The 20,237-nt window shown below is 65.9% G+C and carries 15 protein-coding genes and 1 tRNA gene; 14 read left to right on the top strand and 2 right to left on the bottom strand.

From position 1 onward, the window contains the following. Positions 1–10: 10 nt before the first annotated feature. The 12 genes from hisF to pyk all read left to right on the top strand — a co-directional run bounded on the left by hisF (position 11) and on the right by pyk (position 15,279). Complete coding sequence (gene hisF / locus E3O06_RS02730) at positions 11–772, top strand: imidazole glycerol phosphate synthase subunit HisF (protein WP_134501473.1); 762 nt, start codon at positions 11–13, stop codon at positions 770–772. Continuing rightward, complete coding sequence (hisI, locus tag E3O06_RS02725; RefSeq protein WP_134501472.1) at positions 772–1,149, top strand: phosphoribosyl-AMP cyclohydrolase; 378 nt, start codon at positions 772–774, stop codon at positions 1,147–1,149. Before hisF ends, hisI begins: the two co-directional genes overlap by 1 nt. Next, a complete protein-coding gene (locus E3O06_RS02720; RefSeq protein ID WP_134501471.1) occupies positions 1,146–2,702 on the top strand; it encodes an anthranilate synthase component I in 1,557 nt (518 codons plus the stop codon). The genes hisI and E3O06_RS02720 overlap by 4 nt, the downstream gene beginning before the upstream one ends. 11 nt (positions 2,703–2,713) lie before the next feature. Further along, positions 2,714–3,361, top strand: coding sequence for a Trp biosynthesis-associated membrane protein (locus E3O06_RS02715; RefSeq protein WP_134501470.1), 648 nt, complete (start codon positions 2,714–2,716; stop codon positions 3,359–3,361). Between the two features lie 71 nt (positions 3,362–3,432). Beyond that, positions 3,433–3,660 carry a DUF6704 family protein gene (locus E3O06_RS02710; protein ID WP_134501469.1) on the top strand — a complete coding sequence of 76 codons (228 nt, stop codon included), beginning with the start codon at positions 3,433–3,435 and terminating at the stop codon, positions 3,658–3,660. Positions 3,661–3,679: 19 nt separating this feature from the next. Further along, a complete protein-coding gene (gene trpC / locus E3O06_RS02705; RefSeq protein ID WP_134501468.1) occupies positions 3,680–4,450 on the top strand; it encodes an indole-3-glycerol phosphate synthase TrpC in 771 nt (256 codons plus the stop codon). Between the two features lies 1 nt (position 4,451). Beyond that, complete coding sequence (gene trpB, locus E3O06_RS02700; protein ID WP_134501467.1) at positions 4,452–5,678, top strand: tryptophan synthase subunit beta; 1,227 nt, start codon at positions 4,452–4,454, stop codon at positions 5,676–5,678. Then, the gene (gene trpA, locus E3O06_RS02695; RefSeq protein WP_174843198.1) at positions 5,675–6,523 is read left to right on the top strand and encodes a tryptophan synthase subunit alpha; all 849 of its coding nucleotides are present in this window, start codon (positions 5,675–5,677) and stop codon (positions 6,521–6,523) included. Before trpB ends, trpA begins: the two co-directional genes overlap by 4 nt. A gap of 93 nt (positions 6,524–6,616) precedes the next feature. Beyond that, complete coding sequence (lgt, locus tag E3O06_RS02690) at positions 6,617–7,588, top strand: prolipoprotein diacylglyceryl transferase (RefSeq protein ID WP_241979847.1); 972 nt, start codon at positions 6,617–6,619, stop codon at positions 7,586–7,588. Between the two features lie 151 nt (positions 7,589–7,739). Then, complete coding sequence (gene gltB / locus E3O06_RS02685; RefSeq protein ID WP_134501465.1) at positions 7,740–12,317, top strand: glutamate synthase large subunit; 4,578 nt, start codon at positions 7,740–7,742, stop codon at positions 12,315–12,317. After that, positions 12,310–13,767, top strand: a complete 1,458-nt coding sequence (locus E3O06_RS02680; RefSeq protein WP_134501464.1) for a glutamate synthase subunit beta — start codon at positions 12,310–12,312, stop codon at positions 13,765–13,767. Before gltB ends, E3O06_RS02680 begins: the two co-directional genes overlap by 8 nt. 66 nt (positions 13,768–13,833) lie before the next feature. Next, positions 13,834–15,279 (top strand): pyruvate kinase, encoded by a 1,446-nt coding sequence (pyk, locus tag E3O06_RS02675; protein WP_134501463.1) that lies wholly within the window; start codon positions 13,834–13,836, stop codon positions 15,277–15,279. Positions 15,280–15,391: 112 nt separating this feature from the next. Here pyk and E3O06_RS02670 read toward each other — a convergent pair. Continuing rightward, positions 15,392–15,477: transfer RNA gene (locus E3O06_RS02670), tRNA-Leu, on the bottom strand. Between the two features lie 37 nt (positions 15,478–15,514). Here E3O06_RS02670 and E3O06_RS02665 point away from each other — a divergent pair. Both E3O06_RS02665 and E3O06_RS02660 read left to right on the top strand, forming a co-directional pair. After that, positions 15,515–16,120 (top strand): ANTAR domain-containing response regulator, encoded by a 606-nt coding sequence (locus E3O06_RS02665; RefSeq protein ID WP_035879545.1) that lies wholly within the window; start codon positions 15,515–15,517, stop codon positions 16,118–16,120. Positions 16,121–16,255: 135 nt separating this feature from the next. Continuing rightward, the gene (locus tag E3O06_RS02660) at positions 16,256–19,810 is read left to right on the top strand and encodes an AAA domain-containing protein (protein ID WP_134501462.1); all 3,555 of its coding nucleotides are present in this window, start codon (positions 16,256–16,258) and stop codon (positions 19,808–19,810) included. Here the strand turns inward: E3O06_RS02660 and E3O06_RS02655 are convergent. After that, positions 19,807–20,232: a hotdog fold thioesterase gene (locus E3O06_RS02655; protein ID WP_134501461.1), complete on the bottom strand. Its 426-nt coding sequence runs from the start codon at positions 20,230–20,232 to the stop codon at positions 19,807–19,809. The genes E3O06_RS02660 and E3O06_RS02655 overlap by 4 nt on opposite strands. Positions 20,233–20,237: the final 5 nt, after the last annotated feature.

The following is a 20,237-nucleotide window of genomic DNA, read 5'->3' as shown; positions in this document are numbered from 1 at the left end:
AGAACCAGCGATGAGCCTGAGCGTGCGCGTCATTCCCTGTCTCGACGTGGCCAACGGTCGCGTCGTCAAGGGGGTCAACTTTCAGAACCTGCGTGACGCCGGCGACCCGGTCGAACTCGCCCGCCGCTACTACGAGCAGGGCGCCGACGAGCTCACCTTCCTCGATGTCACCGCGACGGTCGACAACAGGTCGACCACCTACGACGTCGTGCGGGCGACCGCTGAGCAGGTGTTCATTCCACTCACCGTCGGCGGCGGCATTCGCAGCGTCGAAGACGTCTCCCGCCTGCAGGCGAGCGGCGCCGACAAGGTCGGCGTGAACAGCGCGGCAATTGCCCGACCAGCCCTGATCGCCGAAATCGCCGACCGGTTCGGCGCCCAGGTACTCGTGTTGAGCCTCGATGTCAAACGCTCAGAGCGCACCGAGAGCGGCTTTGTCGTCACCACCCACGGCGGGCGCACCGAGACCGATCTGGATGCCGTGGCCTGGGCCCGGCAGGCGATCGAACTGGGTGCCGGGGAACTCCTGGTCAACTCGATCGACGCCGACGGCACTAAAGCCGGATTCGATGTGGACCTCATCGCGCTCATGCGGGCCAACAGCCGGGTGCCGGTGATCGCGTCCGGCGGCGCCGGACGCGTCGAAGACTTCCCACCCGCAATCCGGGCGGGCGCGGACGCCGTGCTGGCAGCATCCGTTTTTCACTCGGCACAACTGACCATAGGCGACGTCAAGCGCGAGCTGTCCGACGCCGGAATGCTGGTGCGCTGATGAGCGCCGACCTCAGTCCCGTCCAAGCCGCGCAGCTCGACGCTGCGATTTTCAATGACGCCGGACTGCTGCCCGCCGTCATCCAGCAGTGGGACAGCCACGAGGTACTCATGCTCGGCTGGATGAACCGGGAAGCGTTGCGCCGCACCCTCACGGAGGGGCGCGTAACGTTCTGGTCCCGCAGTCGCCAGGAATTCTGGCGCAAGGGCGACACCTCCGGGCACGCCCAGTACGTGCACTCCGCCGCCTTCGACTGCGACAACGACACCCTGCTCGTGCAGGTCGACCAGGTCGGAGCGGCCTGCCACACCGGCACGCGCACCTGCTTCGACGGCCGCGATCTCGGCGCAATCAGCATGGAAAGGCCTGCGGAATGACCGACAGTACCCCGGCCGCAACCGGCGCGCGCACGGCCGGCTCGACGACGCGCGCCCAGTTCGACGCGCTCATCGACGCGCACCGGGTCATCCCGGTCATTCGAGAGCTGTTCGCCGACGGTGAAACCCCGGTCGGCATCTACCGCAAACTCGCCAACGGCCTGCCGGGTAGCTTTCTGCTCGAATCCGCCGAACAGGGCGGCATCTGGTCGCGGTTCTCCTTCGTCGGAGTCTCCTCCTTCGGTGTGTTGACCCAGGAGGGCGACGACACCCGCTGGATCGATTACGGGGTCTCCGCCGACCGCGCCCTCGGTTCCGCCGCCACCCTCGGCCCGCTCGCCGCACTGGCCTTCCTGTTCGACCGCTGGCAGACCCCGCGGCTACCCGAGCACCCGCCGCTGACCGGCGGGCTGGTCGGCTTCATCGGCTGGGAGGCGATCCGCCAGATTGAACGCCTGCCCCACCAGCCTCCGGCCGATTACGATGTGCCCGGCCAGTCCTTCAGTTTCGTCGCCGACCTCGTCGTGCTCGACCATAAGTACGGCACGGTGCAACTGATCGCAAACGTGCTCAATGACGGTACCGACACACCAGACGAGCTGTGGGCAGATGCGTCCGTGCGCCTGGATTCCCTGCAGAAGCGCCTCGCCGCGCCGGGCGAAGCCTGGCTCGCCGAGGTCGACCTGCAAGCGCCGAGCGCACCGAGCAATCGCACCACCCGGGACGACTTTCTCGCCGCCGTCAACATCGGCAAGCAGCACATCGTCGACGGTGATGTGTTCCAGGTCGTCATCTCGCAGCGCTTCGACCAAATCTGCACGGCAGACCCCATCGACGTGTACCGGGTTTTGCGCAGCCTCAACCCGAGCCCGTACATGTACCTGCTCAGCCTCGAGACACCGGGCGGCGCCCCCTACTGGATCGTCGGTTCCTCACCCGAAGCGCTCGTCAAGGTGCAGGACAAACGCGTCTTCACCCACCCGATCGCCGGCTCCAAGCCCCGCGGCACCACACCGGATGCCGACGCCGACTATGCGATCGAGCTCGCCGAAGACCCCAAGGAGCGCGCAGAGCATCTTATGCTCGTCGACCTTGCCCGCAACGACCTGCTCAAGGTCTGCACGGCCGGATCCGTCGAAGTGACCGAGTTCATGCGCATAGAACGCTTCAGCCACATCATGCACCTGGTCTCCTCCGTCGAAGGCAACCTCGTCCCCGGCAAGACCGCCATCGACGTCTTCCGCGCCACCTTCCCGGCCGGAACCCTGTCTGGCGCGCCGAAACCGCGGGCGCTCGAGATCATCGACGCCCTCGAACCCAGCCAACGCGGCGTGTACGGGGGAGTGGTCGGCTACTTCGGCTTCGCCGGCGACGCTGACCTCGCCATCGCCATCCGCACCGCCACCATCAAGGACGGCATCGCCCGCGTTCAGGCCGGCGGCGGCGTCGTCACCGATTCTGACCCCGCTTCCGAGTATCAGGAGTCGCAGAACAAGGCGGCAGCACCCCTGCGTGCGGTGGCTGTGGCCAACGCGATGCGGCGGGTGTTCTAGTGGCAGAACGGATGCCCCCGCGCCGGCTCAAACTCGTACTCATCCTCACGATCCTGGCCGCGAGCTCGCTGGCTCTGCTGGCCTGGACCCAGGTGTGGGTGCACGCTGAAGTCGGGCTGCCCGACGCCGGCACGCAGGTGCTGGAGATCGACGGGGCCGTCGCGGCGCCGGCGTTGACCGCACTGGCCCTCTCCGGATTCGCCCTCGCCGGGGCCCTCACCATTGCCGGGCGGCTCATTCGCATCGTGCTCGGCGCGCTCGAGGTGCTCCTGGGGCTTTCGGTGTTCATCGCTGCCTTCCTCGCGGTCGACGACCCGTCCCAGGCGAGTGCGGCCGCTGTCACCGCCGCGACGGGGATCGCGGGCCATGAATCTATTGAGCTCAGCGTGCTCGGCACGATCGTTACCCCCTGGCCGTTCGTCGCCATGGGCGCCGCCGTCGTCATGGCGGCCGCCGGTGTGGCCGTCATCCTGACCAGCGCCCGTTGGCCCGGCCCGGCCCGCAAGTATCAGGCCGTGCGCTTTGAAACGGTAGCCTCGCCCGATGGGTCAGTTCCCGCGTCGCCCCTGAGCGGCGACGCGGCGACCGAATCCGCGCCGAGTGACTCGGTCGGCGACTGGGACGACCTCAGTCGCGGCGACGACCCGACCGCTCGCTGAACGCCGGCCGTCGCTCCGCTAGACTTAACCCGCCTGTCAACGTACGCAGCAACGCAACTACGAGGAGAATCATGAGCATCGATCTGTCGGATCCCGGACACGGCCACTCCGCGGCGGCCTGGACCGCTGTCACCATTATGCTGGCCGCCTTCGCCATCGGCACCACTGCTTTCTTCTTCGAGCTGGTCTGGCTCGTTTGGGCGTCATTCGGCCTACTTATCGCCGGGGTCATCGTGGGCTATGTGCTGAGCAAAGTAGGCTATGGCGTTGGCGCCTTGCCCGCCCCGCAGGGCCATTAATAAGTTGCGCTGAGACCTGGTGCTTCAAGAACTTCTCTCCGGCGCGATTTCCGACGCCGAACAACGCTTACTCACTCGTCCGCTGGCGAGCGTGGAGTCCGCGGCGCGGGCCCACGCGCCCGCCCTCGACGCGCTGGCAGCGCTAGCCCCGTCCGACCGCGTCAAGATTATCGCAGAAATCAAACGCTCCAGCCCGAGCCGCGGCACCCTCGCTGCCATCACCGATCCGGCAGCACTGGCCGTCTCCTACGAGACCGGCGGGGCGAGCGCCATCAGCGTGCTCACCGAGGGTCGGCGTTTTCACGGCTCGCTCACCGACCTTGAGCAGGTGCGGGCTGCCGTGAGCATTCCCCTCCTGCGCAAGGACTTCATCGGCACGCGCTACCAGGTGTTCGAGGCCCGCGCTGCCGGGGCCGACCTCGTGCTCCTCATCGTCGCGGCTCTCGATCAGGCCACCCTGATCTCACTGCACGACCTCATCCGTGAACTCGGCATGACCGCGCTGGTCGAAACGCACAGCGGTGACGAGGTGAGCCGCGCACTCGACATCGGTGCGAGCCTGGTCGGCGTCAACGCGCGCAACCTGTCCACCTTTGAACTCGACCCGAACCTCTTCGGCACCCTCGCCGACAGAATTCCCTCCGGCGTCATCCGAATCGCCGAATCAGCCGTCAAGACCGCCGCCGATGTCGCGCACTATCGTGCCGCCGGCGCCGACGTCGTCCTGGTCGGCGAAGCGCTCGTCACGAGCGATCCCATCCGAACCCTCTCCGAGTTTTTGGCGGTCTAACATGTCTTTGCGAAAAAAATCCTTACGTGCAGAGCCCGGCCCGTATTTCGGTGACTTCGGCGGCCGGTTCGTGCCCGAGTCCCTCGTGGCGGCCCTCGACGAACTCACCGCGGAATACGAACTCGCCAAGAACGACCCCGCCTTCGCTGCGGCGCTGATGGAGTTGCACCGCACCTACACCGGGCGCCCGTCCATCATCACCGAGGTGCCGCGCTTCGCCGAGTATGCCGGCGGTGCCCGCATCATCCTCAAGCGCGAAGACCTCAACCACACCGGCTCCCACAAGATCAACAACGCTCTCGGCCAGGCCCTGCTCACCAAGCGCATCGGAAAGACCCGCGTGATCGCTGAAACCGGGGCCGGCCAGCACGGAGTGGCAACCGCCACCGTCGCCGCCCTGTTCGGACTGGAATGCGTCGTCTATATGGGCGAGGTCGACACGGAACGTCAAGCCCTCAACGTGGCCAGAATGCGCCTGCTCGGCGCCGAGGTCGTCCCGGTCAAGACCGGTTCGCGCACCCTCAAAGACGCCATCAACGACGCCATGCGTGACTGGGTCACCAACGTCGAGACCACCAACTACATCTTCGGGACCGTGGCCGGACCGCATCCGTTCCCCGCCATGGTTCGCGACTTCCAGAAAATCATCGGGGAAGAAGCCCGCCAGCAGGTTCTCGACCTGACCGGAAGTCTGCCGGACGCCGTCACTGCCTGCGTCGGCGGCGGCTCGAACGCCATGGGAATTTTTCACGCCTTCCTCGACGATCCCGATGTCGCGCTGTTCGGGTATGAAGCGGCCGGTGACGGCGTCGAGACATTGCGGCACGCTGCCACCATCACCAAGGGTCGTCCCGGAGTGCTGCACGGCGCCCGCAGCATGCTGCTCCAGGATGAAGACGGCCAGACCGTCGAATCGCACTCCATTTCGGCGGGCCTCGACTACCCGGGAGTCGGTCCGGAGCACGCCTGGCTCTCGAGTATCAATCGAGCCACCTACCTGCCGATCACCGATGATGAGGCGATGAGCGCCCTGCGCCTGCTGAGCCGTACCGAGGGGATCATCCCGGCGATCGAGTCGTCGCACGCCCTCGCCGGCACCCTGGAACTCGGCCGCGCGCTCGGCCCGGAGGCGACCATCCTGGTCAACCTCAGCGGCCGCGGTGACAAGGACATGGAAACAGCCGGCCGGTACTTCGACCTGCTCGACGAAGGGGCGGAGCAGTCATGAGCACCCCAGGCTTCAGCGACACAGAAGTGAGTGGCACCGTGAGCACGGTCCAGCAGACCATAGCCCGGCGACGCGCCGAGGGCGGGGGAGCCCTCATCGGCTACCTGCCGGTCGGTTTTCCCACCCTGACCGAGAGCATCGACGCCGCGGTGGCCCTCGTCGCCAACGGAGTCGACGTCATCGAACTCGGCCTTCCCTACTCCGACCCGGTTATGGACGGCCCGGTCATTCAAGCGGCCACCCAGCAGGCACTGGCTAATGGCTTCAAACTGCGTCACGGGTTCGAAGCCATCAAGGCCATCACCGCCCAGGTCGATGCCCCCGTCCTCGTCATGACGTATTGGAACCCGGTCGTGCAGTACGGTGTTGAACGTTTCGCCGACGACCTGCGGGCCTCCGGCGGAGCCGGACTGATCACGCCCGACCTGATTCCCGACGAAGCGGGCGACTGGATGGCCGCGAGTGAACGCACCGGACTCGACCGGGTCTTCCTGGCTGCACCGTCCTCCTCCGATGCCCGCCTCGTACAGGCGATCGAAGCGAGCCGCGGCTTCGTCTACACGGTCTCGACGATGGGCACGACTGGCGCTCGCGCCGGCGTCGACGCGGCCGCCCGCATCCTGGTGGAACGCTTGCGTGCGGTCGGCTGCACGAGCGCGTGCGTCGGACTCGGCATCTCCACCCCCGAGCAGGTGCGCGAAATTCTCGGCTACGCCGACGGCGCCATTGTCGGCTCGGCACTCGTGAAAGCCCTCACCGACGGGGGAGTACCCGCCGTCGCGCGTCTGGCGCTCGAACTCGCCGCCGGCGCACAAAACATTCGTCCGGCCTCGTCGCCCACGTAAATCCAGGCGCGATCTACACTAAATAGTTCGAGGCGATCCATCGATTCGCCCCAGGTGACGTGAGTCACGATGAAAGGTAGTACCCAGGTGTTTTTGAGTCTTCTGAGCGCGAGCATCCCGAGTCCGGAGTGGAGTTTCTTCGACCTCCACTTCTTCGATCTCGCCACGTTCCGCATTCACGCCTACGCGCTGTGCATTCTCGCCGGAATCATCCTCGCGACGATCATCACGTCCCGCCGTCTGACCAAGCGTGGCGCTGAACCGGGAGTGGTGCTCGACATCATCCTCTGGGCGGTGCCGCTCGGCATCGTCGGTGCCCGCATCTACCACGTGCTCACCCACCCGGGCGACTACTTCTTTGAGGGAGCTGACCTGCTCCGCACCCTGTACATCTGGGAGGGCGGCAACGCCATCTTCGGTTCACTGCTGGGTGGAGCGGTCGGTGCGTATATCGGCTGCCGTCTGGCCGGCATCCGCTTCTGGACCTTTGCCGACGCGGTCGCACCCGCCCTTCTCGTCGCGCAGGCCACCGGCCGTCTCGGCAACTGGTTCAACAAGGAACTGTTCGGGCTGCCGACGACCCTGCCCTGGGGCCTCGAAATAGAACCGAGCAATCTGGCCTTCCCGGTTGGGCTGCCGGCCGACACTCTGTTCCACCCGACTTTTCTCTATGAAATCATCTGGAATCTGGTCGGTGTTGCCGTCATCCTCTATTTGGAGCGCAAATTCCGCCTGCGCTTCGGCCAGAGCCTGGGCCTCTACCTCATTTGGTATGGACTGGGTCGCAGCTTTTTTGAGTCGATTCGCATCGACCCGAGCGAGATTTACTTCGGAATCCGCACAAATGTCTGGGCAGCCCTCGCGGCCATCGTGCTTGGCCTTGTCATCATTCTCGTGCAGCGGCACCGCCACCCGGGTCTCGAACCCAGCCCGTATGTGCCCGGTCGGGAATGGATTGCGCCAGACGCTGGGGTAGAATTCGATGACAGCGATTCGGAGTCTGACGATAACAACACCGAATCACCCGAGGCCCAAGCCACAAGCACGAGCGCTTCTCGACTGTAGACACAGTTCGCTGCATCTCAGCTGACACTCTCGTAGCGGCGCCCGGTTCGGGCCTGGCCCGAACCGGGCGCCCGTTACTGTTTTTCCCGCACACTTCTTCTTCGGGCCAGCGTCGTCCCTTACTGCCAGTCATTTCGTGAGGACGGTCTCAATGGCGCAGAAACCTCTTTATTCCCGCTTCAGCAGCATGCCTGAAGCATCGGGCCTGTACGACCCCTCGGCCGAGCGCGACGCGTGCGGCCTGGCCATGGTGGCGACCCTGCGCGGAACCGCCGGGCACGACATCATCACCCAGGCCCTCGACGCGCTCCGCAACCTCGAACACCGCGGCGCCGTCGGCTCCGACGCCGGAACCGGTGACGGTGCCGGCATCATCACCCAGATACCGGATGCTTTTTTGCGCGCCGTCACTGATTTCGCACTTCCCCCCGTGGGCCAGTACGCCGTCGGCAACGTGTTTCTGCCGACCGACCCCACCGCCCGCACGGGCATCAAACGAGCCATCAGCCTCATCGCCGACGAGGAAAGCCTCACCATCCTCGGCTGGCGCGAGGTCCCGGTGCACCCGGAGGACCTCGGCAGCCAGGCTCGCGCGAATATGCCGGCCATTCAGCAGTTGTTCGTGCAGAGCGCCCGCACCACCGAAGCCGGCGAGCCGCTCTCCGACATCGCCTTGGACCGGCAGACCTTCCGGTTGCGCAAGCGCGCTGAACGCGAGCTGGAGATCTACTTCGTTTCGCTGTCCTGCCGCACCCTGGTCTACAAGGGCATGGTCACGACCCTGCAGCTCGAACCGTTCTACCCGGACCTGTCCGACGAACGCTTTGTGTCGACGCTTGCCCTCGTGCACTCCCGCTACTCCACCAACACCTTCCCGTCCTGGCCGCTCGCCCAACCGTTTCGCATGATCGCCCACAACGGGGAGATCAACACGGTGCAAGGCAACCGCAACTGGATGCGCGCGCGCCAGTCCCAGCTCGAGTCCGAGCTGCTCGGCGACCTGGCCCCGCTGCTGCCGATCGTCACCCCGGGAGCGAGCGACTCGGCCTCCTTCGATGAGGTCGTCGAACTTCTCAGCCTGTCCGGGCGGTCACTGCCCCACGCCATCATGATGATGGTGCCCGAGGCCTGGGAGAACCAGACCGACCTCGACGACGATCGTCGCGACTTCTACGAATACCACTCCATGCTCATGGAACCGTGGGACGGTCCCGCCGCGATCGTGTTCACCGACGGGTCACTCGTCGGTGCGACGCTCGACCGAAACGGACTGCGTCCCGGCCGCTACCTCATCACCGACGACGGCCTCGTCGTGCTCGCGAGCGAGATCGGCGTGCTCGGCATCGACCCGGCGCGTGTCGTGCGCAAGGGGCGTCTGCGCCCCGGACAGATGTTCCTGGTCGATACCGTGGCTGGCCGCATCATCGACGACCGTGAGATCAAGGCCGAACTGTCGGCGAGCGAACCGTGGGGAGAGTGGCTCCAGAAGGGGCGCATCAACCTCAAAGACCTGCCGGAGCGGGAGCACATCGTGCACCCGCCGGCATCCGTTGTGCGCCGCCAGCGCACCTTCGGCTACACCGAGGAAGAGGTACGCATCCTGCTCGCCCCGATGGCCCGCACCGGCGCGGAACCGCTCGGCGCGATGGGCAGCGACACTCCCATCGCTGTGCTCAGCGAGCGTCCAAGGCTCATGTTCGACTACTTCACCCAGCAGTTCGCGCAAGTCACCAACCCGCCGCTCGACTCGATCCGCGAAGAAGTCGTCACGAGCCTCAAGCTCGGTCTCGGCCCGGAGCGCAACCTGCTCAGTGCCGGCCCCGAGCACGCCCGGCAGGTCATCCTGGACTTCCCGGTCATCGACAACGATGAGCTGGCCAAGATCCAGCACATCGACCCCGTCGTCGGCAGCCGCACCACCACGACCATCCGCGGCCTGTACCGATTCGAAGAAGGGCCAGACGCGCTCGAGAAGCGGCTCGCCGCCATCTGCACACTGGTCGACGATGCCATCGAGGCCGGCGCTCTGTTCATCGTGCTGAGCGACCGCGACTCCAACAAAGATCTCGCACCGATCCCGTCGCTGCTCATGATCGCGGCCGTGCACCACCACCTGATCCGCACCGAGAACCGCATGAAGGTCGGCATCGTCGTCGAGGCCGGCGACGTGCGCGAGGTGCACCATGTGGCACTGCTCATGGGCTTTGGCGCCTCAGCCGTCAACCCGTACCTCGCGATGGAGACCTGCGAGGATCTCGTCCGCAGCGGCATCATCACCAACGTCACGCCCGAAAAGGCGGTGCGCAACGTGATCAAAGCCCTCGGCAAGGGCGTGCTCAAGATCATGTCGAAGATGGGCATCTCCACCGTCTCGTCCTACGCGGGAGCGCAGACCTTTGAAGCCGTCGGCCTGGCCCAGTCCTTCGTCGACCAGTATTTCACCGGCACCACGAGCAAACTCGGCGGCGTCGGCATCGACGTGATCGGGGTCGAAAACCTGTCGCGGCACGCATCCGCTTACCCGATGGATGCCGCGGTGACCGCACACGAGCGCCTCGCGACCGGCGGCGAGTATCAGTGGCGCCGCGACGGCGCTCCGCACCTGTTCAACCCGGAGACCATCTTCCGGCTGCAGCACGCCACCCGCACCCGGCGTTACGACATCTTCCGCGAGTACACCAAGATGGTCGACGACCAGGCCGAATCGCTCATGACGCTGCGCGGCATGTTCACCCTCAACCCGGGCCAGCGGCCTCCTGTACCGCTCGACGAGGTCGAGTCGGTTTCGCAGATCGTCAAACGGTTCTCCACCGGCGCGATGAGCTACGGATCCATCTCCCAGGAAGCGCACGAAACGCTCGCGATCGCGATGAACCGCCTCGGCGGCAAGTCCAACACCGGTGAGGGCGGCGAAGACCTCGACCGTCTGCTGGACCCGACTAGGCGGAGCGCGGTCAAGCAGGTCGCGTCCGGTCGGTTCGGTGTGACGAGCATGTACCTGACCCACGCCGACGACATCCAGATCAAACTCGCCCAGGGCGCCAAGCCCGGCGAGGGCGGTCAGCTGCCGCCGACCAAGGTGTACCCGTGGATTGCCCGCACCCGGCACGCGACGGCCGGCGTCGGCCTGATCTCGCCGCCCCCGCACCACGACATCTATTCGATCGAAGACCTCAAGCAGCTCATCTTCGACCTGAAACGGGCCAACCCGAAGGCGCGCATCCACACCAAACTGGTCAGCCAGTCCGGGATCGGGGCCGTCGCGGCCGGAGTCGCCAAGGCGCTCTCCGACGTGATCCTGATCAGCGGCCACGACGGCGGAACGGGCGCAAGCCCGGTCAACTCGCTCAAGCACGCCGGTACGCCGTGGGAACTCGGTCTCGCCGAGACCCAGCAGACCCTCATGCTCAACGGCATGCGCGACCGCGTGGTCGTGCAGGTTGACGGTCAGCTGAAAACGGGCCGTGACGTACTCATCGGGGCCCTGCTCGGCGCTGAAGAGTTCGGTTTTGCCTCTGCCCCACTCGTCGTGGCCGGCTGCATCATGATGCGGGTCTGCCACCTCGACACCTGCCCGGTGGGCGTCGCCACGCAGAACCCTGAGCTGCGCAAACGATTCAATGGCCAGGCGGACCACGTCGTGAACTTCTTCGAGTTCATTGCCCAGGAGGTGCGGGAGTACCTCGCCGGGCTCGGATTCCGCAGCCTCGATGAGGCTATCGGCCACCGTGAGGTGCTCGGCGTGAATCGCGCGCTCACCCACTGGAAGGCACAGGGGCTCGACCTCTCGCCCATTCTGAGCGGTCCGGACTTCTCCGAGAGCGAACCACGCAAGTGGGCACGCGCCCAGGAGCACGAACTCGACAAGCACTTCGATAACGAACTGATTCGGCGCAGTCAGAGCGTGCTCGAACACGGCGGAACGGTGCGCATCGACCTGCCGATCCGTAACACCGAGCGCGCTGTCGGTACCATGCTCGGCAACCAGGTCACCCTGCGGCACGGCGAGAACGGCCTGCCGGCCGGGTCCATCGTGGTCACCCTCACCGGGTCGGCCGGACAGTCCTTCGGGGCGTTCCTGCCGAGCGGCATCACCCTGCAACTGGAGGGCGAATCCAACGACTACGTCGGCAAGGGCCTGTCGGGTGGGCAGATCGTCGTGCGCCCCGACCGGGCCAGCCAGTTCCCTGCCGAAGACAACGTCATCGCCGGAAACGTCATCGGCTACGGCGCCACCCAGGGCAGTATGTTCATCCGCGGCATCGTCGGTGAACGTTTCCTGGTGCGCAACTCCGGAGCGATCGCTGTTGTCGAGGGCGTCGGCGACCACGCCCTCGAATATATGACTGGGGGCCTCGCCGTCATCCTCGGCGAGACCGGACGCAACCTCGGCGCCGGCATGAGCGGCGGCACCGGCTATGTGTACAAGCTGACCGCGGAACGGGTCAACCGCGACGCGCTGACCTCGGGGGAATTGCGTCTGCTCGCCCTCGACAGCGTCGACCGTGAGATCGTGCGCGACCTGCTGGAACAGCACCGGGACAAGACCGACTCCGCACTTGCTGCTCGAATGCTGGATGACCTGGAAGAAACCATGAACGCTTTTGTCAAGGTGCTGCCGCGCGACTACGCGGCCGTACTGGAGACCAGACAGACAGCCGTCGATGAGGGACTCGATCCCGACGGACTCGTGGTGTGGAATCGAATCTTGGAGGTAACCAATGGCTGATCCGAAGGGATTCCTGAAGACGACGGAACGTGAGCTTCCCGCTCGCCGGCCGGTGGCCATCCGCTTGATGGACTGGAAAGAGGTCTACGAGCAGGGTGACGCCGCCGTGCTCAAACGGCAGGCCGGCCGCTGCATGGACTGCGGCGTGCCGTTCTGTCATCAGGGGTGCCCGCTCGGCAACCTCATCCCCGAGTGGAACGACCTGGTCTGGCGCGACGAGGGCCGAGCGGCCATTGAACGCCTGCACGCGACGAACAACTTTCCCGAGTTCACCGGTCGACTCTGCCCTGCCCCGTGCGAATCGTCGTGCGTGCTGGGCATCAACCAGCCGGCCGTCACCATCAAACAGGTCGAGGTGTCGATCATCGACCAGGCATTCGCCAAGGGTTGGGTGCAGCCGCAACCGCCCGGCCGCCTGACCGGCAAGACCGTCGCGGTCGTCGGCTCAGGACCCGCCGGGCTGGCCGCCGCCCAGCAGCTCACCCGCGCCGGGCACACCGTCGCCGTGTTCGAACGCGACGACCGCATCGGCGGGCTGCTGCGTTACGGTATCCCCGACTTCAAAATGGAGAAGAAGCACCTTGAGCTGCGCCTCGCGCAGATGACGGCTGAGGGCACCCGGTTCCGCGCCAACGTCAACATCGGTGTGGACATCACCTGGGACGACCTGCGCGCCCGCTACGACGCGGTCGTGGTGGCCACCGGCGCGATGGTGCCCCGCGATCTTCCCATACCCGGGCGCGACCTGCCCGGAGTGCACTTCGCCATGGAATACCTCGTGCAGCAGAACAAGATCGGCGCCGGCGGCAGCATCGAAGCCCAGATCACGGCCGAGGGCAAGCATGTCGTGGTGCTCGGCGGTGGTGACACCGGAGCGGACTGCATCGGCACCGCACACCGCCAGCTGGCAGCGTCCGTCACCAACCTGGCGATCGGCAAGCAGCCGGGAACCACCCGCCCGGAAAGCCAGCCGTGGCCGATGTCACCGACCCTGTTCGAGGTCTCGAGCGCCCACGAAGAGGGCGGCACCCGCCAATATCTCGCGTCGACGGTCGAGTTTCTGGCCAACGGATTCGGCGAGGTGCGGGCCATCCGCATCGCCGAGACCGAATACCTCGACGGGCGACGCGTTCCCAAGGCAGGTACCGAGCGGGAGATCCCGGCCGACCTCGTGCTGCTCGCGATGGGTTTCACCGGTCCGGAACCGGACGACCTCAGCCACCAGTTGAAACTGCCGTTCGATGACCGCGGCAACGTGGAACGCGACGGCAACTACGAAACCTGCCATGAGGGTGTCTTCGTCGCCGGTGACGCCGGTCGCGGTCAGTCACTCATCGTCTGGGCCATCGCCGAAGGCCGTGCTGCTGCGGCTGCTGTCGATCGGTTCCTGGAGGGCCAGACGCAACTGCCGTCTCCCGTTAAGCCGACGGACCGCTCATTTGCCCTCTAGTCCACTAGCCTTCCTGCACCACGTAGTAATGCGCCCGTAAAGCGCGGAAATCGGAGATTCACCAGAATGAGACGCGCAAAAATCGTCGCCACCCTCGGGCCGGCGGCTGCCAGCTATGAGCAGATCAGAGCGCTCATCGACGCGGGCGTTGACGTCTGCCGCATGAACCTGAGCCACGGCAACTACCAGGTGCACGAAAGCGTCTACGCCAACGTGCGCAAGGCCGCGAACGACTCCGGGCGTGCCGTCGCCGTCATGGTCGACCTGCAGGGTCCCAAGATTCGCCTCGGTAAGTTCGAGGGCGGCCCGTACGAACTTGCCGTCGGAGACATTTTCAAGATCACCACCGAAGACGTGCTCGGCACCAAGGAGCTCTCCGGCACCACCTTCAAGGGGCTGCCACACGACGTGCACCCCGGTGACTTCCTGCTCATCGATGACGGCAAGGTGAAAGTCCAGGTGGTCGAAACGGATGGCGTCGTCGTCACCACGCGCGTTATCGTCGCCGGCCCGGTTTCCAACAACAAGGGCATCAACCTGCCCGGTGTGGCCGTCAACGTGCCAGCCCTGTCGGAGAAGGATGAAGCCGACCTGCGCTGGGGCCTCCGCCTCGGAGCCGACCTCATCGCGTTGTCCTTCGTGCGCAGCGCCGACGACATCACCCGCGTGCACGAGATCATGGCCGAGGAAGGCCGCCGCGTTCCGGTGATCGCCAAGATCGAGAAGCCGCAGGCCGTCGACAACCTGGAAGAGATCGTCGACGCCTTCGACGCGATCATGGTCGCTCGTGGCGACCTCGGCGTTGAGCTTCCGCTCGAGGCCGTGCCGATCGTGCAGAAGCAGGCCGTGGAGATCGCCCGCCGCATGGCCAAGCCGGTCATCGTCGCCACGCAGATGCTCGAATCCATGATTCTGAGCCCGGTGCCCACTCGCGCCGAAACCAGCGACGTCGCCAACGCCGTGCTCGACGGTGCGGATGCCGTCATGCTCAGCGGTGAGACCAGCGTTGGGGAATACCCCGTCGTGACGGTGCAGACCATGGCGCGCATCGTCGAATCCACCGAGGTGCACGGCCTCGAACGCATCGGCAAGCTGACCAACCGGCCCCGCACCCAGGGCGGCGCCATCACCCTGGCCGCCATCGAGGTCGCCGAGTTCGTCGACGCCAAGTTCCTCTGCATCTTCACCGAGTCCGGCGACTCGGCGCGGCGCATGTCGCGCCTGCGGTCGAAGATTCCGATGCTGGCGTTCACGCCGGAGCCGGGCATCCGTCGTCGTCTTGCCCTCACCTGGGGCGTTCAGACCTTCCTGGTGGAGCCGGTGACCCACACCGACGCCATGTTCGGCCAGGTCGATGACATCCTCATCGGGCAGGGCCTCGCCGAAATCGGTGACAAGGTCGTCGTCATTTCCGGTTCCCCTCCCGGAATCGTCGGCTCGACGAACGACATTCGCGTGCACCGCGTGGGCGACGCCCACAATGAAGTAGCGCCGGCGTACGTCAAGAATTAGCGTTTTACGCACAGGCCCCGTCCGAAATTTCGGGCGGGGCCTGTGTCTGTGCGATTTTGAGAATCGAACTCTGCACACACGTGCACGCCGTCGGTCAACTGGCCTTGCTATCTGGTACCGGTGGTGGGACTCGAACCCACACGTCCTTGCGAACAAAGCATTTTGAGTGCTCCGCGTCTGCCATTCCGCCACACCGGCTTGCAACTACTCGTTCAGAATACCGTAGGCTTTCCTCGTGACCGACCAAGACAGCACCCCCACCCCTCCGCGCCGCGTTGTCGTCGCTGAGGATGAATCCCTCATCCGCCTCGACATCGTCGAGATTCTGCGCGACAACGGCTTTGAAGTCGTCGGTGAAGCCGGTGACGGAGAAACAGCCGTCGCCCTGGCTCGGGAGCTGCGCCCCGACCTGGTCATCATGGACGTCAAGATGCCCCAGCTCGACGGCATCAGCGCGGCGGAGCGCCTCTCCAAGGAGCACATCGCGCCGGTCGTTCTGCTGACCGCCTTCAGCCAGAAAGAACTGGTCGAGCGCGCTACCGAAGCCGGCGCCCTCGCCTATGTCGTCAAGCCGTTCACCCCGAACGACCTGCTGCCCGCGATCGAGATCGCCCTCTCGCGCTACAGCCAGATCATCACCCTCGAGGCCGAGGTCGCCGACCTGGTCGAACGGTTCGAGACCCGTAAACTTGTGGACCGGGCCAAGGGCCTGCTCAACGAAAAGATGGGCCTGACCGAGCCGGAAGCCTTCCGCTGGATCCAGAAGGCTTCGATGGACCGTCGCCTCACCATGCACGACGTATCGCAGGCGATCATCGAACAGCTCAGCGCCAAGAAGTAGCAGTACCGCAGTCACAGAGCGGCCCGGCAGATTCTGCCGGGCCCTTTTGTGTATCGGCCGGGCGCGGTCCGTGGCGCCGGGCAGGTGGGCGTGTCGGGAGTGCCCGCTAGGCTCGAAAATAACGAGGGGCGGCACATGTTTTTGCTGGACGGTGGCGTGGTGACGAGCGCGAGTGACCTGAGCGCGGCATCCGTTTGTGAGTTTGCCTTCCTGCGTCGCATCGATGCGAAGCTCGGTCGTATCGACAGCGTGCCCGACTTGGTCGACGCCATGCTCGAACGCACGGCCCGCCTCGGTGACGAGCACGAGCACCGGGTTCTCCAACGCTACCGGCACGGTCATACCGTTATCGAGATCGCCCGGCCTGAACGGATGGCACGCCACGCTCTCGAGACAGCAGCCGACGCCACCCGGCTGGCCTTCTCCCACAGCGCCGAGGTCATTTTTCAGGCCACGTTCTTTGACCCGGAATTCGGCGATTCCGACGTCGGTCAGCGCCCCGCCGGCATCGCCTTCCTCGGATTCGCCGACTTCATCGTTCGCCGGGGTGACGGCGTCTGGCTGCTGCAAGACACCAAACTCGCTCGGCACGCCCGGGTCACCGCGTTGCTGCAGCTCGCCGCCTACGCCGAACAACTGGAACGCATCGGGGTGCATACGGCTGAGACCGTCGAACTCCTGCTCGGCGACGGCTCCGTGAGCGTGCATCGGCTCGCCGATATCCGCCCGGTGTATCGCAAACGCAAGCAACGCCTGATCCAGATCATCGCGGAGCGCCTCACCGACACCGCTGCCGTCGCCTGGGGAGACCCGCGCTACACGCTCTGCGGGCGCTGTGCCGCCTGTGCGAGCGAGGTGCAGGAGCACCGGGACCCGCTGCTCGTTGCCGGGCTGCGGCTGTCACAGCGCGCGCGCCTGGCAGTCGGCGGCATCCGAACCATCGACGAGCTTGCGGCCTCCGCCGGTGCCATTGATGGCATGGCCGATTCCACGCTCGCCGGCCTGCGCACGCAGGCGAGGTTGCAGTTGCGGGCCGTGGCCGGCACGCCCCCGCCGGTCGACCTGTACAACCCGGGCGCACTAAACACACTGCCCGAGCCTAACCCCGGCGATATCTTCTTCGATTTCGAGGGTGACCCGCTCTATTCCGAAGGAGGCGTGACCGAAGGGGGCGTGACCGAAGGCCGCGTGACCGGGGACGTCGCGACCGACATCACCACCCAATGGGGCCTCGACTATCTCTTCGGCCTCGTCGAGGTCAACGAAACCTTCCGGGCCTTCTGGGCGCACACCTGGGCCGACGAGAAACGGGCGCTTACCGACTTTCTGGAGTACCTCGCCGAGCGCCGCAACCTATACCCGGGCATGCACGTTTACCACTACGCCGCCTACGAGCGCACCCACCTGCTCGGCCTCGCGGCCCGGCACGGCGTGGGCGAAGACCAGATCGACCAGCTGCTGCGTGAGAACGTCCTGGTCGACCTGTACCCGCTCGTGCGCAAGACCATGCGTGTCGGGTCGCGCTCCTACTCGATCAAGAAGCTCGAGCCGCTCTATATGGGCACGGAATTGCGCGGCGGCGAGGTCACCAATGCTGCCGACTCCATCAGCGAATACGCCGCAGCCCGTGACCTGCAGGCGCACGGCGATGCGGCTGAGGCGCAGCGCATGCTCGATTCCATCGCCGACTACAACCGCTACGACTGCTTGTCCACCCTGCGCCTGCGCGACTGGCTGCTGACCCTGGCACGCGGGGCCGGCATCCGTTCGGGCGGCTTCGCGACGAAAGCGGATGCCGACCCGATTGAGCCGTCGCCGGTGCGGGACGCCCTGCTCGCCGTCGCGGTGCCGACCGGTCACACCCCGCGCACCCCCGACCAGACTGCGGCCGCTTTCGCCGCCGCGGCGATCGACTACCACCGGCGAGAGCAGAAAAGCTTCTGGTGGGGGCACTATTTTCGGCTCGAGTATCCGATCGACGAATGGCAGGATACCCGTGACGTGCTCGTCGTCGAGCAGGTTGAGGTGGAACGCGACTGGTTTCGTGAGGGCCGGCAGCGAGTCGACCGCCGCCACCTGTCGTTGCGCGGACGCCTGGCTCCGGGCAGCAGCATCAAGCCGGGCGACCAGGCCGGACCGAATCTGCTCTACGAATACCCGGGGCCGTTCACAAATTCCGACACGGCAGAGGGCGCCCGCACCCACCACAGCGTGAAGGTGCTCGACGTCGCCGACGACGGCGGCATCCTGGTCGAAGAAACGCTCCCCAAAGAGGTCGAGCGGTACAGCCACCGGCCCAGTGCCCTCGCCCCGGCAGCACCACCACGGCCGTTGCAGCAGAAACCCGCCATCGATGAGTGGGCCGCATGCCTCGTCGAATCCCAGCCCGGCTGGCCGAGCGACCCGATGGTCGACATCCTGCGCCGCACCCCGCCGCGCACCCGCACGGGACATTTGGCGGCCATAGCGGCCGATGGCACGACGATCGATGCCGTCATCGCGACCCTGCTCGACCTCGACCATTCCTATCTTGCGGTGCAGGGGCCGCCCGGCACCGGCAAGACCTACCTCGGCGCCCATGTCATAGCGGCGCTCGTGCAGCAGCACAACTGGAATATCGGAGTCGTCGCCCAATCCCACGCGGTCGTCGAGAACCTGCTGCGCGCCATCGTCACTGCTGGGCTCGATCCGGCCCTCGTCGGGAAGGCGCCCAAGACCGGCACCGATCCGGCGGAGTCCGCCTTCACGGTACTGCCGAAAGACGGCCATTTGTTGTTCGCACTCGATCATCCGGCCACTGGTTTCGTCATCGGCGGTACCGCCTGGGACTTCAGCAATCCGGCGCGCGTGCCGCGCCACAGCCTTGACCTGCTCGTCGTCGACGAGGCCGGGCAGTTCTCGCTCGCGTCGACCATTGCGGCGAGCGTCGGCGCCCGCAACCTGCTGCTGCTCGGCGACCCGCAACAACTGCCGCAGGTCAGCCAGGGCACCCATCCCGAGCCGATCGACCAGTCCGCGCTCGGCTGGGTCGCCGCCGGCCACGACGTGCTGCCCGGCGATCGAGGCTACTTTCTCGCCGAGAGCCGTCGCATGCATCCGGCGGTCACCGCCCCCGTCTCCTTCCTGTCGTATGGCGGCCTGCTGCACGCCGACCCGAGCACCTCGACCAGGTCCCTCGAAGGAGTCGCGCCCGGGGTGCACTCGGTACCGGTCGAGCACTCCGGCAATGCCATCTCCTCACCCGAAGAAGCGGATGCCGTCGTGTCCCTCGTGCAGCGCGTTCTCGGTCGCCGATGGACTGACCCGACCAGCGATCGAGTCGACGACCCTCTGGCCGAAGCCGATGTCATCGTCGTGACCCCGTACAACGCCCAGCTGGTAGTGGTGCGGGAGGCCCTCGCCAGTGCCGGCTTCCCGCATGTTCGAGTGGGTACGGTCGACAAATTCCAGGGCCAGGAGGCGGCGGTCGCAATCGTCTCACTCGCGGCCAGCTCAGCCGACGACGTTCCGCGAGGTATGGCTTTCCTCATCATGAAGAACCGCCTGAACGTAGCCATCTCGCGGGCCAAATGGGCAGCTTTTCTAGTCTATTCGCCGGCACTCACCCAATACCTGCCGGTGACACCGGCCGGTGTCGCCGAGCTCAGCGCGTTCATCAGCCTGGTCGAGCCAGACCCGAAGCCGATCTAAGTGTGCGGCGGCAGATCCTTGATGATGTTCGTGATGCGGATCGTGGAGCAGCGGCGCCCGGCATCGTCCGTGACCACAATCTCGTGGGTGGTGAGTGTGCGGCCCAGGTGGATCGGGGTGCAGACACCGGTCACGTAACCGGAAGTGGCTGAACGGTTGTGCGAGGCGTTGATCTCAATGCCGACGGCGAGTTTGCCCGGTCCGGCGTGCAGGTTCGCCGCCATCGAGCCGAGCGACTCGCCGAGCACCACGTAGGCGCCGCCGTGCATGAGCATGGCGGGCTGCGTATTGCCGACCACGGGCATCCGTGCTACAGCCCGGTCAATGGTGAATTCGATGAACTCCAGCCCCATCTTGTCGGCCAGGTCTCCGCCGCCGCGCTGCTGAACCCAGGCGAGTGCGTCGTCAGTCGTATTGAACATGATCA

The sequence above is a fragment of the Cryobacterium glaciale genome (genome assembly GCF_004402535.1).
GTDB lineage: Bacteria > Actinomycetota > Actinomycetes > Actinomycetales > Microbacteriaceae > Cryobacterium > Cryobacterium glaciale.
Note: the sequence above shows the minus strand (reverse complement) of the source record. Positions and strands in the feature narration are given on the sequence as shown.